We start from the raw sequence: 19801 nt of genomic DNA, 5'->3' as shown, positions 1-19801 counted from the left end.
AAAAACATTTTAAAAATAAAAAAAGCCTATCAACATGAATTGATAGGCTTTTTACTTAGAAAATTTGAGTTAGTCTTAATTCTGGTCTTCTAATTTTTTTATGCTATCGTACATAATTGGTGTTGCAATAAATAATGATGAGTATGTACCCACAATTACACCTACGATTAAGGCAAACATAAACCCTCTGATTGAATCGCCACCAAAGATGAAGATGGCTAACAACACGACTAATGTTGTTAATGAAGTATTTAATGTTCTACTTAATGTACTGCTTAATGATGCGTTTACAACTTTATCGAACTTCCAAGATGTATGCTCGTTAAAGAATTCACGAATTCTATCGAATACTACCACGGTATCATTTAATGAGTAACCAATTACGGTTAGTATTGCTGCGATAAATGCTTGGTTTATTTCCATGTTAAACGGCATAAACTTGTACGTTAATGAGAACACACCTAATACGATTAATACATCGTGGAATACAGCTACTACAGCTCCTAATGAGTATTGCCATTTCTTAAAACGGAATAAGATATATAAGAACACTACAATTAACGAACCTAGAATTGCCCAGAATGATGCTTGTTTAATATCATCGGCAATGGTTGGTGTTACTTTGTATGATTCTAGTAAACCTACCTGCTTATTTTCATCGTTTAAATCGATGAATTGCTCGTATGTTATACCTTCTAAATGCGGCACTAACGCTTCATAAAGTGATTTTCTTATGTCTTCATCAACGGCTGCACCAGATTCATTTACTTTATACTTAGTTGTTATTTTTAACTGGTTAGCATCTCCAAACGTTTTTGCATCTGCACTTCCAAATACTTCTGGGCTTGATAATAAGCTTGTAACTTCTGAAGCATTTATATCTTGTGCGAAACGTACTTGATATGTTCTACCTCCAACAAAATCGACACCTTGGTTTAATCCATTAACAAATAACGATCCTAAACTCACAACGATTAATGCACCAGAAATGATGAATGCTAATTTACGTTTTGATAAAAAATCGATTTTGATATTTCTAAAAAGGTTTTTAGTAATTCCTGTTGAGAATTCTAATTTACCACCTCGGTTTGAATACCAATCGATTAATAATCTAGTAATAAAAATTGCAGTAAATAAAGATGTTGCAATACCTATTAATAAAGTAGTTGCAAACCCTTTAATTGGTCCTGTTCCAAATACAAATAAGATTAACGCCGTTAAACCGGTTGTAATGTTGGCATCTAAAATAGAAGACAACGCGTTACTAAATCCATCTTTAATAGCTTCTGCTTGCCCTTTACCTTTGGCTAATTCTTCTCGAATACGCTCAAAGATAAGTACGTTAGCATCGACCGACATACCAATAGTTAATACGATACCTGCAATACCAGGTAAGGTTAATACCGCTCCTAATCCCGATAAAATACCAAAGATTAATAGTAAGTTTAATAACATAGCGATATCTGCAAATGCTCCGGCTTTTCCGTAATAGAAAATCATCCATAGCAATACTAATGCTAAAGCGATTAAGAATGACATGGTACCGCTTTCTATAGCTTCTTTACCTAATGATGGTCCTACAACCTCACTTTGAATAATATCTGCAGATGCAGGTAATTTACCCGCACGTAATACGTTTGCTAAATCTATTGCCTCGTTTAATGTAAAATCTCCAGAAATAGAAGAACTACCACCAGCAATTGGCCCTGTAGTTACACCTGGTGCAGAATACACAACATTATCTAAAACAATAGCAATTTGGCTACCTTGTGTGTATGCTTTTCCAGTCATTTCTTCCCAGATTTTAGCACCTTTAGCATTCATTTGCATAGACACTTCAGACTTTCCTGTTGGACCAAATTGGTTTCTTGCATCTGTTACAACGGCACCACTTAATTGCGGTGTGTTTTCTCTATTTCCTATTAAAGCATATAAATCTACAACTTCACTATCTTTTTCTGGCTTACCAAAAACAAACTTAGCATAACGTTGTTCTGCAGGAAGTAATGCTCTTACTTGTGGTCTGTTTAAATAATCAAGAACCGTTTCTTTATCTTTAATTTCGAACTTTGCAATTATTGGTCCGCCTTGGTATCCTAAACCTCTAATTAATTTACCAAGTGGGTTGTTTTCTTCAACTGCTGTAGAATCTGTTTCTGCGTCACCTAATAAATCATCAATTTGATCATTTTGCGCATTTTCTTCATCTTGAGGCTCAACTTCTTGAGCATCTTCAGAAACAACAATATCCTTTAAAACGGCATTTGCCTGATCTATAAATTGATAAAATTGCTCACCTTTGTAAGCATCCCAGAATTCTAATTGCGCTGTACTTTGTAATAAACTTGTAGCACGCTCAACATCTTTTACACCTGGTAGCTCCACTAAAATACGCCCAGATGTTCCTAAACGCTGGATATTTGGTGATGTTACACCAAACTCATCAATACGTTTACGTAATACCTCGAAAGCAGAAACGATAGATTCGTCTATTTTTGTTTCGATAATGCTTTTTACATCATCATCAGACATACTACCATCAATCTCACCATCTAATTCTCTAGTATAAAATATATCTGGAGACGCTAATTTTGTATCGCCTTTAATAGCATCAAATGCTGTAAAGAAATCTTCTAAATATGTATTTTGACTATCTTTTTGAAGTTCTGTAGCATCTTCTAATGCTTTATTAAAAACAGGATCTGTTGTATGGTTTGCTAATCCTTTTAAAATATCGTTTACAGATATTTGAAGAACAACATTAATACCACCTTTTAAATCTAAACCAAGATTCATGGCTTTTTGCTTCACTTCGTTATAAGTGAATTTTGCAATACCAATATTGTAAACGGTATCGGTTGCTTTTTCTTGAAGAAAGTTTGCTTCTTCTTGACTACGAAGTGCACGATAATCTGGTTCTGACTCAGATATTTTATTAATCGCAACTTCTTGTGCTTCTTTTTCAACTGAATTTGCTGAGAATGTGAATGATAATTGGTAAAGACTTACCAAACCAAACAAAATAGCAAACAGTTTTACTAATCCTTTGTTTTGCATTGTTATACTTTTTACGTCAAATTTTTAAACCTGAATATTTTCAGGCCAGCAAATATAGAATTTACTATATGATTTGACAATTTTTTATTTTTGAATGTGATTTTTATAGATTCATGAACTATGAAATCTAAATTTGAACTGTGAAAGTTTAGGAGCATCATGAAAACCAATCTTTTTAAAGCCTTCAAATAAGCTTAAAAAGAAAAGTTAACAAACCTAATTAAGCAATTGGCCCAGCTCTAACTTCAGGAATAGTGTGTAAAGGCTCACTTATTTGAATTGTAATAGCTCTACAAATCTTATAAGCTAATTGTATCAAGTTATCTTGATGATGATAACTTATATTTTGAATAGAAAGGTTATTAGGATCTAAAAAACGATCACTTTTTGGTTCAATGTCTAAGCTTATTGCGCCATCAAAATCCCAACCAGATGGCTGTCCTTTTTGAATTTCGTATACATCAAGGTTATAACTTATGTTATTATCTTCAAAAGGAAAGTTAGATGATTCTTTGTTTTGGTCTGTAAGCTGAAGCTCTAAACTATTTTCTTTAGCAAGTGTTTCCTTAATGCTAGTGATATCAGCAGCACTATAATAAGTGATTTTCAACTTACCATTGCCTTGAGAAAGTACATGAATGTTTTTAGCACCTACATCTTGTAATTGCTGCTTAACATTAGCTACTGTATTTTCAGCTTGTATAGATGTTAAATCTACATCTTGAAACTGTAGTACAATTTCTTGATTAGGCACAGTTATTTGCTGTTGCGATACAACACCAAATAAGGTAAGGCTAAAAATTAATACACTAATGCACCATCTTGCAATCATGCGCCAAATATAAAGAAATTATTATGATTTTGAGACATTCTATTTATTAACCAACCTCAACTTAGGCACGCTACCACTCGAAGACAAAATAATTGCTAGGTCTTGAGCTTGTTGTATTGTGAAATTGCCACTAATTTGTGATCTACCTCTTGCAATTGGACCTGAAGTAACACCCGGCGCAGAATACACAACATCATTTAAAACAATAGCTATTTTTGTGTTATTTGCAAAAGCATCTCCCGTTATACGTTCCCAAATTAACGCACCTTCTTCATTCATTTCAATTGATATTTCTGGTCTGTTTGTATAACCAAAACTTTGAATTGCATTAGTTATAACCTTTCCTGTTAAAGATGCTTTGTTTTTTGCATTTGGTTTGGCTGCATACAAAGGTAAATAGTCTTGTTCTGGAACGCCCCAAAGAAATTTTACATGTCTGTTTTCTTTAGCTAATGTATTGGTGAAATTTTCTTTATTCAAAAACATATTAATTACAGAAGTATCTTTAACATGAGCCTTAAGTATCTCTGGTGCACCTTTATATTTTGAGAAAATGATATCATGATCAAACGTAACATCAAAGTTGTTTTCAGTTTCAGTTTCTTTTATATCGAATAACGCACCTTCATTATAATCAAATTCATCGCCATTGTATAATTCCCAAAACTCTAATTTCCCTTGATTAACAATTAAATTATTTACACGCGTAGTGTCAATTTTATAAGCTCTTAACTTAAGACTTAAGGTATTCCGCCCTTCCTTTTTAATATCATGCTCAATTCCAAATCGGTCTAACCTTTTGTTTACAACATTTATAGTTTGTTTTATTTCACTTTGTGTTATCTCATTTTCAAACTCATATTCAAATGTATATTCTTGCTTTTCTTTAAAAAAAATGCATGATGTTAATACTAAGATAAAAATCAAAAAAAATATTTTTTTCATAGGCATAAAAAAAGGCTATCATAAAAAATGATAGCCCAAATATATTTAAAAAGAAGTTGGTATTACAACTCTAATAATCCGTTAGTCTTACTAACACCTTCTGCACTTGCTTGCATATGTGCCTTTTCAGCATCACTTAAAGGGATATCAACTATACTTTCAATTCCGTTTTTTCCTAAAATTACAGGAACACCAATACAGATATCATTTAAACCATATTCACCTTCTAAATACGTTGAACATGGGAACATTTTCTTTTGGTCACAAGCAATAGCTTGAACTAAACCACTTACTGCAGCTCCAGGAGCATACCAAGCAGAAGTTCCTAATAAGCCTGTAAGTGTTGCTCCACCTACTTTAGTATCGGCAGCTACTTGCTCTAATCGTGCTTCGCTTAAAAACTCAGAAACTCTAATACTATTTCTTGTTGCATGACTTGTTAATGGCACCATACCTTTATCGCTATGACCACCTATTACCATACCGTCAATATCGCTAATTGGCGCTTCCATAGCTTCAGCTAATCTGTATTTAAAACGAGCAGAATCTAATGCACCACCCATTCCAATAATTCTATTTTTAGGCATATCTAAACATTTATGCGCTAAATACGTCATAGTATCCATTGGGTTACTTACAACAATTAAAACCATGTTTGGAGAATGCTCAAGTAAACTTGTTGATACTGCTTTTACAATACCTGCATTAATACCGATTAATTCTTCACGTGTCATTCCTGGTTTACGAGGAATACCAGAAGTAATTACACAAATATCACTATTTGCTGTTTTGCTGTAATCGTTAGTTACACCAGTTATTTTGGTATCAAAACCATTTAATGATGCACATTGCATTAAATCCATGGCTTTACCTTCAGCATAACCTTCTTTGATATCCAACAATACAACTTCTGATGCAAAATTTTTGATTGCAATATATTCAGCACAACTTGCACCTACTGCTCCTGCTCCAACTACGGTAACTTTCATAATATTATATTTTTTTAGTTTTTGATCTGTTTTACTCTAAGATTAATCATTTATAATTAAAATAATTACATCATGTGCTTCCTTTTAATTTATTCAGGATTCTTCATTAAAATCCCTACCTTCTTAGGAATAATAATTTCAACGAAAATCTCCACAGGATGTGTTCAAGAAATCTATTGAATTAACTCCGCTAAATTACAAATTAAAATACTTTAAACGAAAAAAGCACAAGATAAAATCTTGTGCTTTTAAAACAAAAATTAAAAATAACTAACTAAAACTAAATAATAATATTTTATATATCTAATTATCTGAAACCGAAATTAACACCTATTGAAAAGGCATCAAATTCTGATAAATGATATTCTGCGTTAAGTCTGAAAAAACCTAACTTTAATTTTGTACCTATAGTGCCTCTTACAGAAGCTACTTCACTTGAAATTGAAAACGGATCAACAATTGGCTCTGATGTTAACACGCCGTTAGTTACACGATAAGTCCCTAACAAATCTGATTCTGAAGTTCCTTTAATATATCCTAAACCACCATAAAAATTAATTACTGGTAATTTAGTAGATGCTATTAGTTGCAATAACAATGTGCTTGTTTTATTTTCAATTCGTTGATTTTCTCCGGAAATCCCAGAAGATTCTGTTAAATCATAAGAGCCATCTATGTGTGTATAAGCAACAAGACCAGAAATTGCTACCGGCAAAAGTTTATCTGCAGGCAACCACTTTGTAAACTCAACTTGTAAACCTGCACCGTACATGCTTAGTGACACATCATCGGTTTCAATTTTTGGTACAAAACGGGCTTTAACCTCTATACCTTTACTTAATCCTAAAGCACCTTGTATAAATGCTGTTGGCAATAAATTAGCGCTCCCATCACCAATTCCTGTTGGCAATTCTATTGATTCTGTTTGATTTCCAAAAATTGGATCTTCATATTCAACTTCAACAAAAACTGCTGGGTCATTTTCTCCTAATACTGTTGCAACTGATTTTGAAGTAGAGCTATCTGAAAATGAAATATTGCTATAATCAGCCACATTCAAATCAAACATTTTGCTCTCATCTTTAACTGAAGCAGCATTAACTATAACGGAAATTTCAAAACCTCCTAAAGGTTTAGCATCAGCTGTATTAAACCAGTTGGCATTCATACTATGCATTAAACCATTCGTTCCTGGCGCTAAATAATCATTAGCAAAACGCTCAGCGTCATCTACTCCAGCGGCAAGAAGTGCATCAATATCACTTTGGGCTTTTGTGGTTATTGTTACTAAACAAAGCAACATAAATAAGGTTATTTTTTTCATTGGTTGTATTGGTTTGGTTTTACAAACATAGTAAAAAAATTACAAAAAATAACTCTTTGTCGAAAAAAAATGCTTTTTAACGATTTTTTATTTTAGCTATGGCAAAAAAAATAGCCCCAACAAATACATGTTAGAGCTATTAAATACTACTTAAAAGCTATAGTTTACGCGTCAATATTTGCATAAATAGCATTCTTTTCTATAAACTCTCTACGAGGTGGTACCTCATCACCCATTAACATAGAGAAAATTCTATCGGCTTCTGTACCATTATCTATTTGAACTAAACGCATGGTTCTAAATTCAGGATTCATAGTAGTATCCCAAAGTTGTTCCGCATTCATTTCTCCAAGACCTTTATAACGTTGTATTTTAGATCCATCGCCAAATTCATTCATAATCTCATCACGCTCGGCATCAGACCAAGCGTATTGCTTTTTAGCACCACGTTTTACTAAATACAATGGTGGTGTTGCAATATATATATGACCGTTTTCAATTAACTCCTTCATGTATCTAAAGAAGAACGTTAAAATTAGCGTTGCAATGTGACTACCATCAATATCGGCATCACACATAATAACTACTTTATGATATCTTAATTTAGAAAGGTTTAATGCTTTACTATCTTCTTCAGTACCTATAGTTACACCAAGTGCAGTAAAAATATTTTTAATCTCTTCGTTTTCAAAAACTTTATGTGTCATGGCTTTTTCAACATTTAAAATCTTACCACGTAGTGGTAAAATAGCTTGAAATGCTCTATCACGCCCTTGTTTGGCTGTACCACCTGCCGAATCTCCCTCGACAAGAAACACTTCACATTTAGCAGGGTCTTGCTCAGAACAATCAGATAATTTTCCTGGCAAACCACCAATACTCATTACAGTTTTACGCTGTACCATTTCACGAGCTTTTTGAGCTGCGTGTCTTGCTTGTGCTGCAAGTATTACTTTTTGAACAATAGTCTTAGCATCGTCTGGATGCTCTTCTAAATAATCAGAAAGCATTTCTGAAACCGCTTGACTCACCGAAGCAGAAACTTCTCTATTACCTAATTTTGTTTTTGTTTGACCTTCAAACTGAGGCTCTTGAACTTTTACAGATACAATAGCTGTTAATCCCTCACGGAAATCATCACCTGCAATATCAAATTTCAATTTATCAAGTAAACCAGATTCATCGGCATACTTCTTTAGTGTATGTGTTAACCCACGACGGAAACCAGATAAATGCGTTCCGCCTTCATGTGTATTAATATTATTCACATAAGAGTGCAAGTTCTCAGCGTAAGATGTATTATAAATCATGGCAACCTCAACCGGCACACCATTCTTTTCTCCTTCAAAAGAAATTACATCTTTCATTAAAGGTTCACGAGTTGCATCTAAATATTGAATAAACTCAGATAAACCATTTTCTGAGTGAAACGTTTCACCTTCAAATTCACCATCTTCTTTTTTAGTTCTTTTATCAATTAAATGAACTGTAATTCCTTTATTCAAATACGCTAACTCGCGTAAACGACTAGCTAAAGTATCGTAACTATACTCAAGTGTTTGAGTAAAAATTGTTGGATCTGGTTTAAAAGTAACCGTAGTTCCTCTTTTTTCTGTCGAACCGGTTTTTTTAACAGGATACAATGCTTTACCACGCTCATATTCTTGTTCCCAAACTTCGCCTTCTCTATAAACCGTTGCTTTTAAACTTTCAGACAATGCGTTTACACAACTTACACCAACACCGTGCAATCCACCAGAAACCTTATAGGAATCTTTATCGAACTTACCACCTGCTCCAATTTTAGTCATTACAACTTCAAGTGCAGAAACACCTTCCTTTTTGTGTAAACCTACAGGTATACCACGACCATCATCTTCGGTAGTAATCGAATTATCTTCATTAATAATAACTGTAATATTATTACAATGTCCTGCTAAGGCCTCATCAATAGAGTTATCTACAACTTCGTATACTAAATGGTGTAATCCACGTGTTCCTACATCACCAATGTACATGGATGGACGCATGCGCACGTGCTCCATACCTTCTAAAGCCTGAATACTATCAGCCGAATAATTATGCTTATTAAATTCTTCTTTAGCTTCGCTCATATTTTATATTTTTTCTTAATTAAAAGTTTAATTCTTTTTCACAAAAAAGGACGCTAAATAGCATCCTTCTGAATACAAACAAATATACGAATTATTGAACCGTTTAAAAACCTTTTTATCGACTCATTGAGATAATTATCAACATTTGTTAATTACTCAAAAACGGCTTAAAACGACTAAAAAGCACTTTAAAACTAATTTTAGGGTTTTAAATTTCATTTTAAAATCATAAAAAGAAGAAAAGGCCTTAAAACTTGTTTTTACAACTCCAATTTTAGCTGTTTTTCTAATAAAAAACCAAATTATCGATCATTAAACAGATAAATCTCTTAGAAACAATTAAAAATAATCAAGCAATACCAGTAATTAGGTTATGAAACTTACTAATTAATTTAGCATTATTAATAATTTGACAATATAGCTTAGGATATCCCCAAAAATAGTGCTTAGTTTATTTATTCTATATATATTTGAACTCAGTAAAACAGCAATGATAAATAATAACAATAATAATAATAATTTCAATAATCCTAATTTATAGGGTTCGGAAGGTTATTGTTTAAATATATATAAGCCTTCCAAATATGGAAGGCTTTTTTTATAGATACCATTTAAAGTGTATCTCAACTTAAATTTAAAAGACATGAGTAAAATTATGACAGTCGACGTATTGTCGAGCATTAAAGGAGCACAACCTAGTGAGGCTGTGAACAAATTATTTGAAGTTATTAAAAACGCCAATACAAATAATGATTCTTTTAATAATCATAATAATGCGGTGTCTTTAAATGATTTGAGAGATGATGTAGTGATTGACAGTTCTGCAATTGAAAAGCAAATCATCATTGAAAATTTTCCGAAAGAAAAAAACGGCTATTTAGTAGTTTCTAAAGTTATAGAAGAATAATTATGAGTTCTCAGATACATAGTATTCATCAGCAATTGATGAACAAGGAAATAACTTGTACCGCTCTGGTTCAAGAAAAATTAGACCTTTTAAAGCAAAACACAAATAATTCTGTAAACTCTTTACTCGATACTTTAGCCCTAGATTTGGCCGCTAAAGTAGATGCTAAAATTGCAAACGGAGAAACTATAGGTTTATTGGAAGGTATTCCTTTCGGTATTAAAGATGTGTATATGGTTCAAGGCACCTACACAACGGCAAGTTCAGATTTACTTAAAAATTACAAATCGGCTTATACAGCAACTGCCATTCAAAAATTATTGGATGCTGGCGCTATACCGTTAGTTAAAGAAAACTGCGATAGTTTTGGCCATGGTTCATCAAGTGAAAACACCATTTTTGGCGCTGTAAAAAATGCTATAAACCCAGAATTAGTTGGCGGTGGTTCAAGTGGTGGTTCTGCTGTAAATGTTGCTAAAGATTATACGGTATTCTCTATTGGTGGTGATACTGGTGGTTCTGTGCGTCAGCCTGCAGGATACAATAATGTTTATGGTTTAAAACCCTCTTACGGTCGTATTTCGCGTTACGGATTAATGGCTTACGCATCGTCTACAGATTGTGTTGGGCCCATTGCAAAATCCATTGAAGATATTCGTATTGTACTGAATGTAATGAGTGGAAAAGATACGAAAGATCAAACCACTTACGCTTCCGCGGAAATAGACAAGGATAGCATTTTAACTTCAGACAGCATCAAAACAGTTGGTTATTTTAAAAACTTTATTGAAAGTGATGCGATTGATGCTAAAATAAAATCGGATTTCTTGTCAGCAGTCGAAAAAATAAAAGCAAAAGGCATAGAAGTTAAAGCTTTAGATTTCTTTGAATCTGAAACTTTAGTATCAACATACTATACATTGGCTATGGCCAAAACAGCTTCAAACTTGTCTCGATTAGATGGTACCAATTACGGCAATCGTATTGAAGGCAGTAACTTAATAGACTCCTACGCGGTTACACGTTCCGAAAATTTTTCAGAAGAAACAAAACGCAGAATTGTTGGTGGAAACCAAGTATTGTCTCAAGGGTTTTCAGATGAAATCTATTTAAAAGGTTTAGCCTTAAGAGATTCTATTTCTGAAAATTTCGAAAAAGATTTTAATGAAGTAGATATTATCATATCACCAGTTACGCCAAGCACACCGCCTAAAATTGGCGAAAGTTTAAAAGACCCGCACGCTATGTATTTAAGCGATGCGTATACTGTTGGTTTTAGTTTAGGGCAATTACCAACACTAACGGTACCTCAAGGCACAGCAACAGGTTTACAAATTACTGCTGCAAAAAATAATGACGAACTCGTTTTGAAGTTTGCTAACTTCTTAAAAGACACGATATAATGGATTTAGATCAATTAAACGACTTACTTAAAAAGCACGAATTAGAGTTAGTAATCGGAATTGAAACTCACGTTCGATTAAATACTAAATCGAAATTATTCTGTTCTTGTGCAAATCAAGAAATAGAACAACCAAATCAAAACATTTGTTCGGTTTGTACGGGACAAATGGGTGTTTTACCGTCTATAAATAAAGAAGCTATCACAAAGGCTATTTACTTTGGAAAAGCAGTAAAATCAACGTTCGAAAACGAGGTTATTTCTTGGGACAGGAAACATTACGAATATCCAGATAACCCAAAAAATATTCAAATTACGCAGTTTCACAACCCTGTAATTCCAGACGGACAAGTATCTTGTTTCCGTAATGATGGCTCGCAGTTTACTGTAAATTTAACGCAAGTTCATATTGAGGAAGATGCCGCAAAATTGATGCACGAAAAGAAAGTATCGTTAGTCGATTTTAACAAAGCAGGTGTGCCTTTAATTGAAATTGTTACCGAACCTTGTATTCGTCATATCGAAGATGTTTCAACCTATGCGCAGTACATTCAACGTATTGTTCAGAATTTAGGAATTTCTGAGGCTAACCTTGAAAAAGGAGAATTCAAATCGGATGTTTCGGTGTCTTTACGCAAAAGAAGAAGTTATGAATTAAATCCGCGTACCGAAATAAAAAACTTGAACTCGTTTAAGTTTATGGTAGACGCCTTAAAAGAAGAAGTTGAAAAACAACTCAACTACTTTTTAGAGCACAAGGAATTTAGACCAGACCAAACTACCGTGTTATGGGATGCTGAATTAAAGCAAACTAAAACGATGCGTAAAAAGGAATTTGAAGCAGATTACCGTTTTATTTCTGAGCCAGATTTGCCTTTTGTTAGCATTAAAGATGTTGTAGAATCTATTGATGTCGATTTAAGCACACTACCTTTTGCTGTAGAATCTATTTTAATAAAAGGTGGCGTTTTACCTCAAGATGCTAAGTTCTTTACAGCAGATTCATTACGCTCTGAAACATTTGTTGCAATTAACAATGTTATAAAAGACCCTTCATTTGTTGCAAAAACATTAGTAAATAATATTGGTGCAGATGAGTATGGTGATATTCATAGAATTGAACATTTAATTGAAATTTTTCAACTTTTTAAAGATGAAAAAATCACGTCTGTTTTAGTTCAAAACGCTATTACAGCATATTTAAAAGATAGAGACTTTAATTATAACCAGTATTTTGACGATAATACGATTTCAGAATCTCAGATAAAAGATGCGATTGCAAAAGTTATTGCAGAAAATGAGGCCGTTGCAAACGACATTATAGCAGGAAACCAAGGAAAAGCAGGGATTCTAGTTGGGAAAGTTATTGGAATTATTGGTAAAGGCGCTTCAGGAAAAGTAATTCGTAAAGGGATTTTGGATGCTCTTGCTGGGAAAATTGACGGAGGACAAAAGACCGAAGACGGAAAACCAAAGGCTAGCAACCAACAGCCAACAGCCAATAAAGTTAAAGAGGAGGAAGTCCTTCCGGAAATTCCAATCGTTATAAAAGACGAGTATAGAACACATGTTATTTCTGAAATTTCAGATGAAAGCATTTCTGAAAACTTAACACTTTCTGGATGGGTTTCTAGTGTACGTGATCATGGTGAGTTAATCTTTATTGATTTACGTGATTCTAGCACACAAGTGTTCCAAGTCCGTTTAAGTAGAGAATCGTTTGCAAATTTAGATGAGTTAGTGAAATTAAAACCTGAATCGGTGATTACGGTTTCAGGAACCATCGTGCAACGTAAAGAAGATGATTATAACGCTGCTTTAAGAACCGGTAAAATTGAATTAGAAGCCAAAGACTTAGAAATCCTAAACCTTTCTAAAACCTTGCCTTTTGAAATAAAAAGAGCGACTAAAACAAATGAAGCGGTACGTTTTCAATATAAATATTTAGATCACAGAAATGACGATGTTCGTAGAGCCATTGTAAATCGTCACAAAGTCATTAAAATGATGCGTGATATTTTAGACGATCAAGATTTTTTAGAAATTGAAACACCTATTTTAAGTGCAGGAACCGATGAGGGTGCGCGTGAATTTATAGTGCCAACACGTAAACAAGCAGGGGCGTTCTATACATTGCCACAAGCACCACAGCAATTCAAACAAATGTTGATGGTTTCTGGTTATGAGAAATATTTCCAAATAGCACGTTGTTTTAGAGATGAAGATTCTCGTGGAGACAGACAACCAGAATTTACACAGTTGGATATTGAAATGGCGTACGCTAGTATGCAACAAATAATCGATTTAAACACGAACATGTTTAATGGCATTGTTGAAAAAATATATGGCAAGAAATGGATTTTACGTCCGTTTGAAGTTATTACTTATAAAGAAGCCATGGACAGTTATGGCTGTGATCGTCCAGATTTACGTTTCGGTTTAAAACTTCAAGACATTACAGAGATTGTAAAAGACACAACCTTCCAAGTATTTAGTAAACCTATTGAAGAAGGCGGCATTGTAAAATGTATTAAAGTTTCTGCTGAAGAACAAGGCAACAAACGTATATCGAAAGGACAAATTGAAAAACTAACGGCTTTAGCCCAAAGTCATGGTCTTGGCGGATTAGCCTATATCATCGTTAATGAAAATGATTTACAATCGCCAATTATTAAGTTTTTAGGTGAAGATATAGCTGCAAGCATTATTGAAACTACAAATGCTCAAGTTGGAGATATTGTATTCTTTTCTGCTGCCGATTATGACACAGCAAATAAAGCTTTAGATGCGGTTCGTCAAGAATTAGGAAGCATGCTGCGATTAATCAACCCTAAGGAATTAAGACCTGCTTGGGTAGTTGATTTCCCTATGTTTGAAAAAACAGATGAAGGCCGTTGGACGTTTACACACAACCCATTCTCTATGCCAGCTATTTATGACATTGAAAAACACATGAATGGCAAGGAAGATGAAATTGGAGGTATTATTGCGCAGCAATACGATTTAATCTTGAATGGTTACGAAATTGGAGGCGGATCTGTTCGTGCTCATAAACCTGAGATATTAGAAGCTACTTATAAAAACATGGGCTACAACAAAGAAGAGATGATGAAGAGTGTTGGAACTATGTATAAAGCATTCCATTACGGTGCACCACCGCACGGCGGTATTGCCTGGGGTGTGGATAGATTAATGATGATTTTAGAGAAAAAAGCATCAATTAGAGAAGTTATGGCATTCCCAAAAACTGGAACTAGTGAAGATTTACTTTTTGGTGCGCCTTCGCAATTATCTGATAAAAAGGTGGAAGAAATGAATGTGAGAATTCTAAAAAAATAAGTTGTAATTTTATTGTTATGAAATTCACTTACCTTTTATTACTTATAGGTTTTAGCTCGTTTGCGCAAACATGGCAAGAAGCGCCAAACATTGTAACTAATACTGACGGTACACGTTTTGACGATGTGTATTTTTTAAACGACAATTTAGGTTGGGCAGCAAATGGACACCATGGCGCTATACTTAAAACAACCGATGGTGGTCTAAATTGGACCGAACAATTAAACCATTCTGAGTTACCAGGTAATAACTATTATTTTAGAAATGTTGAATTTTTAAACGAAAACATTGGTTTTATTGGCACATTAAATGGTGCTTTTTATAAAACTACCGATGGTGGCGATACTTGGTCAGAAGTTACTATAAGTCCAAACCCGAATGCCATTTGTGGGATTAATGCTATTGGCAGTTCTACAATTTACGGTTGTGGCGCTTATTTTCAACCGGCGCATCTTATAAAATCGACGGATAGTGGCGTAACGTGGACACATACCGATATGTCTGCCTATGCAAACGCCTTAGTCGAAGTTAAATTTTTAGATGAGTTAAACGGATTTGCTGCTGGTAGAAATGATACCGGCGCAGTTGTATTAAAAACAACTGATGGTGGTATAACTTGGTCTACCATTTATAATGCTACTACTCCAGGAGAATATGTTTGGAAACTTCAAATACTAGATGGTAATCCAAACGTGATGTTTGGCGCTATTTACGCCTCAGCTCCTAACCCAGGGAAATTAATAAAATCTTTAGATGGTGGCGCGACTTGGACAGCTTATGATGCTCCAGAAAGTGGTATCGAAGCGGTAGGGTTTGTTTCTGAAACCAAAGGCTGGATGGGTGGCCATACCACAGGCTTTTATGAAACTAACGATGGTGGCGCAACTTGGAGTAACTTAAGTATTGGTGGCAACTTAAATCGTATTTTTATAATGAATAACTCGCTTGCTTATGCAGCTGGAGCTACTATTTACAAATACACATCACAAACTTTAAACACAGGTAATTCTGAAATTTACAGAAAAGATTTAGACATAGCATTCTCTAAAAACCCTGTTGATAAATTATTAGAGTTTACCATAAATTATAATGTTAGCGACAATATTTTAATTGAATTATATAGCATTAATGGTAAATTCATAAAACAACTCACTAGAGACTCTGTACAAAGTAAAGGCAATAAAACATACGCCTTTTTGGTTGACGACTTAGCTGCTGGAAACTACATTTTAGATTTTCATAGCAACACCGGGCGAACTACTAAGAAATTTGTTAAGCTGTAGACACATAATTGTTCTAGATTTATAGTCACAAACACTAAAAAAGAGCCTAGTAGAAAACTACTAGGCTCTTTTGTTTTCTGTAAGAAAAATTAATTATATTTACGGGATAACAATAAAAAAACACTTACTATATCCTGACTTATTTACTGGATATCAGTAACAAAAGTTATGATATAACAAGTTGTGCATAATTTGAGAAATGAAACTAATTGAACACAGAAGAATAATAAATAAGAATCCTAAAGCATACGAAACGGATTTAGAATCTGACCGATTAGTAAAATCAATTATTAATCATATTAGGAATGATTTTTCAAATGTTAGATTTGACCAACAGAAAAGAGGAATTTTAAGAGAAATAGTAATTCTACTTTTTGAAGCTCAAGAACACAGACCTTTTTTCACGTAGAAGGAACTGAATTACCTCTTTGCTGGAATAGACCTTCAGATTGGAATATTGATTATATAAAATATGAATGGGGACATTTACTATCTCAAAATCAAATGCCTGAAAAAAGTAGTTCAATAGAAAATATTGGACTTTACTCTGCAAGATGTAATCAGCATATTCAAAGTAGTATGAACATCCAAGAACTTATGGTTTACGGAAGACTTTTAGCTCAAAGAATATCCAATGTTTTGACTAACAGAAGAATATTATTTGATTCAGAGAAGTGGAAGAACTTAATAAGCAATCTTTATGAATAATTAATATGGCTAATAAATGGGGAATTCCAATTGAAGTGGAAAATTTAGTATTATCAAGAGATAAAGCCTGTGTTTATTGTGGAGTTACTTTTACTAAAAATGATAATTCAAGAAAAACAAAGCAATCTTGGGAACATATAGTAAATGATATAAGAATTAATGGAGCTGATAATATTGCACTTTGTTGTATGTCTTGTAATGCAAGTAAAGGAGCTAAATTATTAGAAATTTGGCTTGAAAGTAAATATTGTAAAAATAAAGGAATTACAAAAGAAACTGTTGCTTCAATAGTAAAAGAAGCGATTGAAAATACACCTAAACTAAAATAAAAAACCTTAAAACCTAGCTATTCTCTTCTGTTGTTTCAGACATGTAATACAATCGTTTCAAACTTTTTTTAAGTAACCTAAATCTAAAAACACCTATTATAAAAAAGATGGCGCTGAATGTTAACGATACAAAGGCTAGATATCTAAAATTTGGAAATTCTTTAAGCTGGAAAAAAGCAAAACTACCTAAAAGCAGATATAACGAAGACCTTATGTAAGACAACAAGGTACGCTCGTTTGCTAATCGGGTACGCTCTATGGCTAAATAATCTCTTAAAATTACTTTCTGGTCTGGTTTAAAATCGCGTCCAAAACGTAGAAGTTTCATGTTCTTTAAATTTATTATAAAAATACATTTTTTAAAACAATGTGCGTTTTTATAGGGTATGATTTTGAAAATGCACGCCGTTAATTGTAAACTTTAACATTAGCAACCGACTTTTATAAAAACATTAAGACCATTTTGGTTTAATTTTAAAGCATTATAAAAACACTTAAAACTTCATCATGAAAAAAAACACTTTATTATCGACTATTGTATTTGCGTTTATTATGTTAATTTCAATAAACAGTAACGCCCAAAAATTTGCAAAATTAGACAAAAGCCCATTAGATGTTTCTGTTTATAGAACCGACAGAAATGCGCCTGCATTTGTAAAAGTGGTTTATAGCAGACCATTTTTAAAAGGGCGTGAATTAAGTAAATTGGCTCCTAATGGCGAGGTTTGGAGAACTGGTGCTAATGAAGCGGCTGATATTACTATTTACAACCCAATGAAAATTGGTGGTAAAAGTATTGCCGCAGGTACATACTCTTTATTTACTATTCCGGGAGAAAAAGAATGGACTATTATTTTAAATAAAGATGTAAATGTTTGGGGTGCGTATTCTTACAAAGCCGCTAATGATGTGCTTAGAGTAAAAGCGCCTGTTACAACTGGAGATACAGCCTTAGAAAATTTTTCTATTGCATTTAAGAAAACAGATGCTGGTGCAGATATGTACTTAGCGTGGGGAACTACAAGAGTAGCTGTTCCGTTTACCAACTAGAAATAAATTCCATAAAAAAAGTTCCGATAGCTTATTTGTTATCGGAACTTTTTTTTTACCTAAACGTTAAAGGATTAAGGAATATTTAAATATTTATGGGTTTGCAGGGATACTTTCCATTTTGGATTTTTCATAACGTAATCTACAATTTCTGGAACTACTTTATCGCGCTTACTCCACTCGGGTTGTAAATACAAGATACAGTCTTTATTTACCTTAGCGGCTTGTTCTTCTGCAAAACGAAAATCGTCTTTATTATAAATAATCATTTTAAGCTCGTGTGCCGCTTTATAAACTTCTGGAGTTGGTAGCTTCATTTTTTTAGGCGATAAACAAATCCAATCCCAAATACCAGTTAATTTATAAGCGCCAGAAGTTTCTATATGCACTTGCATGCCTTCTGCTTTTAATTGCGTTGTAAGTGCCGCCATATCCCAAGTTAAAGGCTCACCTCCTGTAACTACAATAGTATCGCTATACTTTTTAGCGTTCTCAACAATTTTAGACGTTTCTGTTGGTGGGTGTAAATTGGCATTCCAGCTTTCTTTTACATCGCACCAATGGCAACCCACATCGCAACCACCAATACGCACAAAATAGGCCGCGGTTCCTTTATGAAACCCTTCGCCTTGAATGGTGTAAAACTCCTCCATTAACGGAAGCATTTCGCCTTTTTCTACTAACTGTTGTATTTCCTTTTTCATAAGCGTGCAAAGATACATAAATCCAATTCTTTACATTCAGTATTTTTAATTTCTATTCTAATTTCTTAAATTGCGACAATCTCTCAAAGCATGAAAAAACTCTCGTTTATTTTATTATTAGTATTTACCAGTCATTATTATTCTTTTTCTCAAGTTGGCATAGGTACTACTAACCCTGATGCATCTGCCATATTACATATTGAATCGACCGATAAAGGGCTTTTAATTCCAAAACTAACTACCGCTCAGATTAATGCTATTGTAAATCCTGCAGCTGGTTTAATGTTGTTTAATACCACTACCAATACTTTTGAGTATAATTCTGGCACAACTGTTACACCGGTGTGGAGTAAGCTAAATCCAGACTCATCGGTTTATATGGGAAAATTTATAATTACGGGAACGGGGGCTCAAACAATAACGGGCTTACCATTTGAGCCTTCATCTATAAAATTTTCTACACATGCCAATGTAGAAACTTATAATTTAAACTCAGACAATGGCATTGGAAACAACACTAATACCTTTCAAAATGCTTTTGGAACCTCATTAGGATATGCAACAAACTATGGAGGTAGTATAGAACAACAAGCCATTTATATTGGAGGTAACGGATCTTCTATTAACGATATTTCCAGATACGCTTCAAGCACAAGAGCGATAGGCATAAGGTACTCAAACCAAAATGGAGATAGCTTAGGTTTAACTGCTGCCGAAGTGACTAATTTTAACGCCAACGGTTTTACAATAAACGTTACAGATCACACAGAAGATATTGTTGTAATTTTTGAAGCCCATAGATAGTTTTATTGAATTCT

The 19801-nt window shown here is 33.6% G+C and carries 16 protein-coding genes; 8 read left to right on the top strand and 8 right to left on the bottom strand.

From position 1 onward, the window contains the following. Positions 1-75: 75 nt before the first annotated feature. The 6 genes from secDF to gyrB all read right to left on the bottom strand — a co-directional run bounded on the left by secDF (position 76) and on the right by gyrB (position 9261). Positions 76-3057 carry a protein translocase subunit SecDF gene (gene secDF / locus SJY43_RS07350; RefSeq protein WP_396603187.1) on the bottom strand — a complete coding sequence of 994 codons (2982 nt, stop codon included), beginning with the start codon at positions 3055-3057 and terminating at the stop codon, positions 76-78. A 220-nt stretch (positions 3058-3277) separates the two neighbouring features. Beyond that, entirely contained in the window at positions 3278-3889 is a 612-nt protein-coding gene (locus SJY43_RS07345) for a hypothetical protein (RefSeq protein ID WP_396603186.1), read from the bottom strand. A gap of 39 nt (positions 3890-3928) precedes the next feature. Beyond that, the gene (locus tag SJY43_RS07340; RefSeq protein ID WP_396603185.1) at positions 3929-4816 is read right to left on the bottom strand and encodes a SecDF P1 head subdomain-containing protein; all 888 of its coding nucleotides are present in this window, start codon (positions 4814-4816) and stop codon (positions 3929-3931) included. 80 nt (positions 4817-4896) lie between these two features. Next, positions 4897-5823 (bottom strand): malate dehydrogenase, encoded by a 927-nt coding sequence (locus SJY43_RS07335; protein ID WP_396603184.1) that lies wholly within the window; start codon positions 5821-5823, stop codon positions 4897-4899. 307 nt (positions 5824-6130) lie between these two features. Next, positions 6131-7147 (bottom strand): DUF6588 family protein, encoded by a 1017-nt coding sequence (locus SJY43_RS07330; RefSeq protein ID WP_396603183.1) that lies wholly within the window; start codon positions 7145-7147, stop codon positions 6131-6133. Positions 7148-7311: 164 nt separating this feature from the next. After that, positions 7312-9261, bottom strand: a complete 1950-nt coding sequence (gyrB, locus tag SJY43_RS07325; protein WP_396603182.1) for a DNA topoisomerase (ATP-hydrolyzing) subunit B — start codon at positions 9259-9261, stop codon at positions 7312-7314. Positions 9262-9904: 643 nt separating this feature from the next. On the opposite strand from gyrB, the gene SJY43_RS07320 reads away from it, so the two are divergent. The 6 genes from SJY43_RS07320 (at position 9905) to SJY43_RS07295 (ending at position 17229) form a co-directional block, all read left to right on the top strand. Next, on the top strand, positions 9905-10168 hold the full coding sequence (locus SJY43_RS07320; protein ID WP_396603181.1) for a hypothetical protein: 264 nt from the start codon (positions 9905-9907) through the stop codon (positions 10166-10168). Positions 10169-10170: 2 nt separating this feature from the next. Beyond that, a complete protein-coding gene (locus SJY43_RS07315) occupies positions 10171-11571 on the top strand; it encodes an amidase family protein (RefSeq protein ID WP_396603180.1) in 1401 nt (466 codons plus the stop codon). Continuing rightward, positions 11571-14909 carry a bifunctional amidotransferase subunit GatB/aspartate--tRNA ligase AspS gene (gene gatB/aspS / locus SJY43_RS07310; RefSeq protein WP_396603179.1) on the top strand — a complete coding sequence of 1113 codons (3339 nt, stop codon included), beginning with the start codon at positions 11571-11573 and terminating at the stop codon, positions 14907-14909. Before SJY43_RS07315 ends, gatB/aspS begins: the two co-directional genes overlap by 1 nt. A gap of 17 nt (positions 14910-14926) precedes the next feature. Then, positions 14927-16192 carry a YCF48-related protein gene (locus SJY43_RS07305; protein WP_396603178.1) on the top strand — a complete coding sequence of 422 codons (1266 nt, stop codon included), beginning with the start codon at positions 14927-14929 and terminating at the stop codon, positions 16190-16192. 199 nt (positions 16193-16391) lie between these two features. Continuing rightward, positions 16392-16601, top strand: a complete 210-nt coding sequence (locus SJY43_RS07300; protein WP_396603177.1) for a hypothetical protein — start codon at positions 16392-16394, stop codon at positions 16599-16601. A gap of 304 nt (positions 16602-16905) precedes the next feature. Beyond that, positions 16906-17229, top strand: a complete 324-nt coding sequence (locus tag SJY43_RS07295) for an HNH endonuclease (protein ID WP_396603176.1) — start codon at positions 16906-16908, stop codon at positions 17227-17229. Positions 17230-17242: 13 nt separating this feature from the next. Here the strand turns inward: SJY43_RS07295 and SJY43_RS07290 are convergent, their stop codons facing one another. Beyond that, on the bottom strand, positions 17243-17557 hold the full coding sequence (locus SJY43_RS07290) for a DUF202 domain-containing protein (RefSeq protein ID WP_396603175.1): 315 nt from the start codon (positions 17555-17557) through the stop codon (positions 17243-17245). Between the two features lie 179 nt (positions 17558-17736). Between SJY43_RS07290 and SJY43_RS07285 the strand changes: the two genes are divergently transcribed. Continuing rightward, on the top strand, positions 17737-18279 hold the full coding sequence (locus SJY43_RS07285) for a DUF2911 domain-containing protein (protein ID WP_396603174.1): 543 nt from the start codon (positions 17737-17739) through the stop codon (positions 18277-18279). Between the two features lie 74 nt (positions 18280-18353). Here SJY43_RS07285 and SJY43_RS07280 read toward each other — a convergent pair whose 3' ends face one another. Beyond that, positions 18354-18983 carry a 7-carboxy-7-deazaguanine synthase QueE gene (locus tag SJY43_RS07280; RefSeq protein WP_396603173.1) on the bottom strand — a complete coding sequence of 210 codons (630 nt, stop codon included), beginning with the start codon at positions 18981-18983 and terminating at the stop codon, positions 18354-18356. Between the two features lie 90 nt (positions 18984-19073). Here SJY43_RS07280 and SJY43_RS07275 point away from each other — a divergent pair, with 90 nt between their 5' ends. Next, positions 19074-19787, top strand: a complete 714-nt coding sequence (locus tag SJY43_RS07275) for a hypothetical protein (RefSeq protein ID WP_396603172.1) — start codon at positions 19074-19076, stop codon at positions 19785-19787. The last annotated feature ends 14 nt before the right edge of the window (positions 19788-19801 follow it).

It is taken from the genome of Algibacter sp. R77976 (genome assembly GCF_044594645.1).
GTDB lineage: Bacteria > Bacteroidota > Bacteroidia > Flavobacteriales > Flavobacteriaceae > Algibacter_B.
Note: the sequence above shows the minus strand (reverse complement) of the source record. Positions and strands in the feature narration are given on the sequence as shown.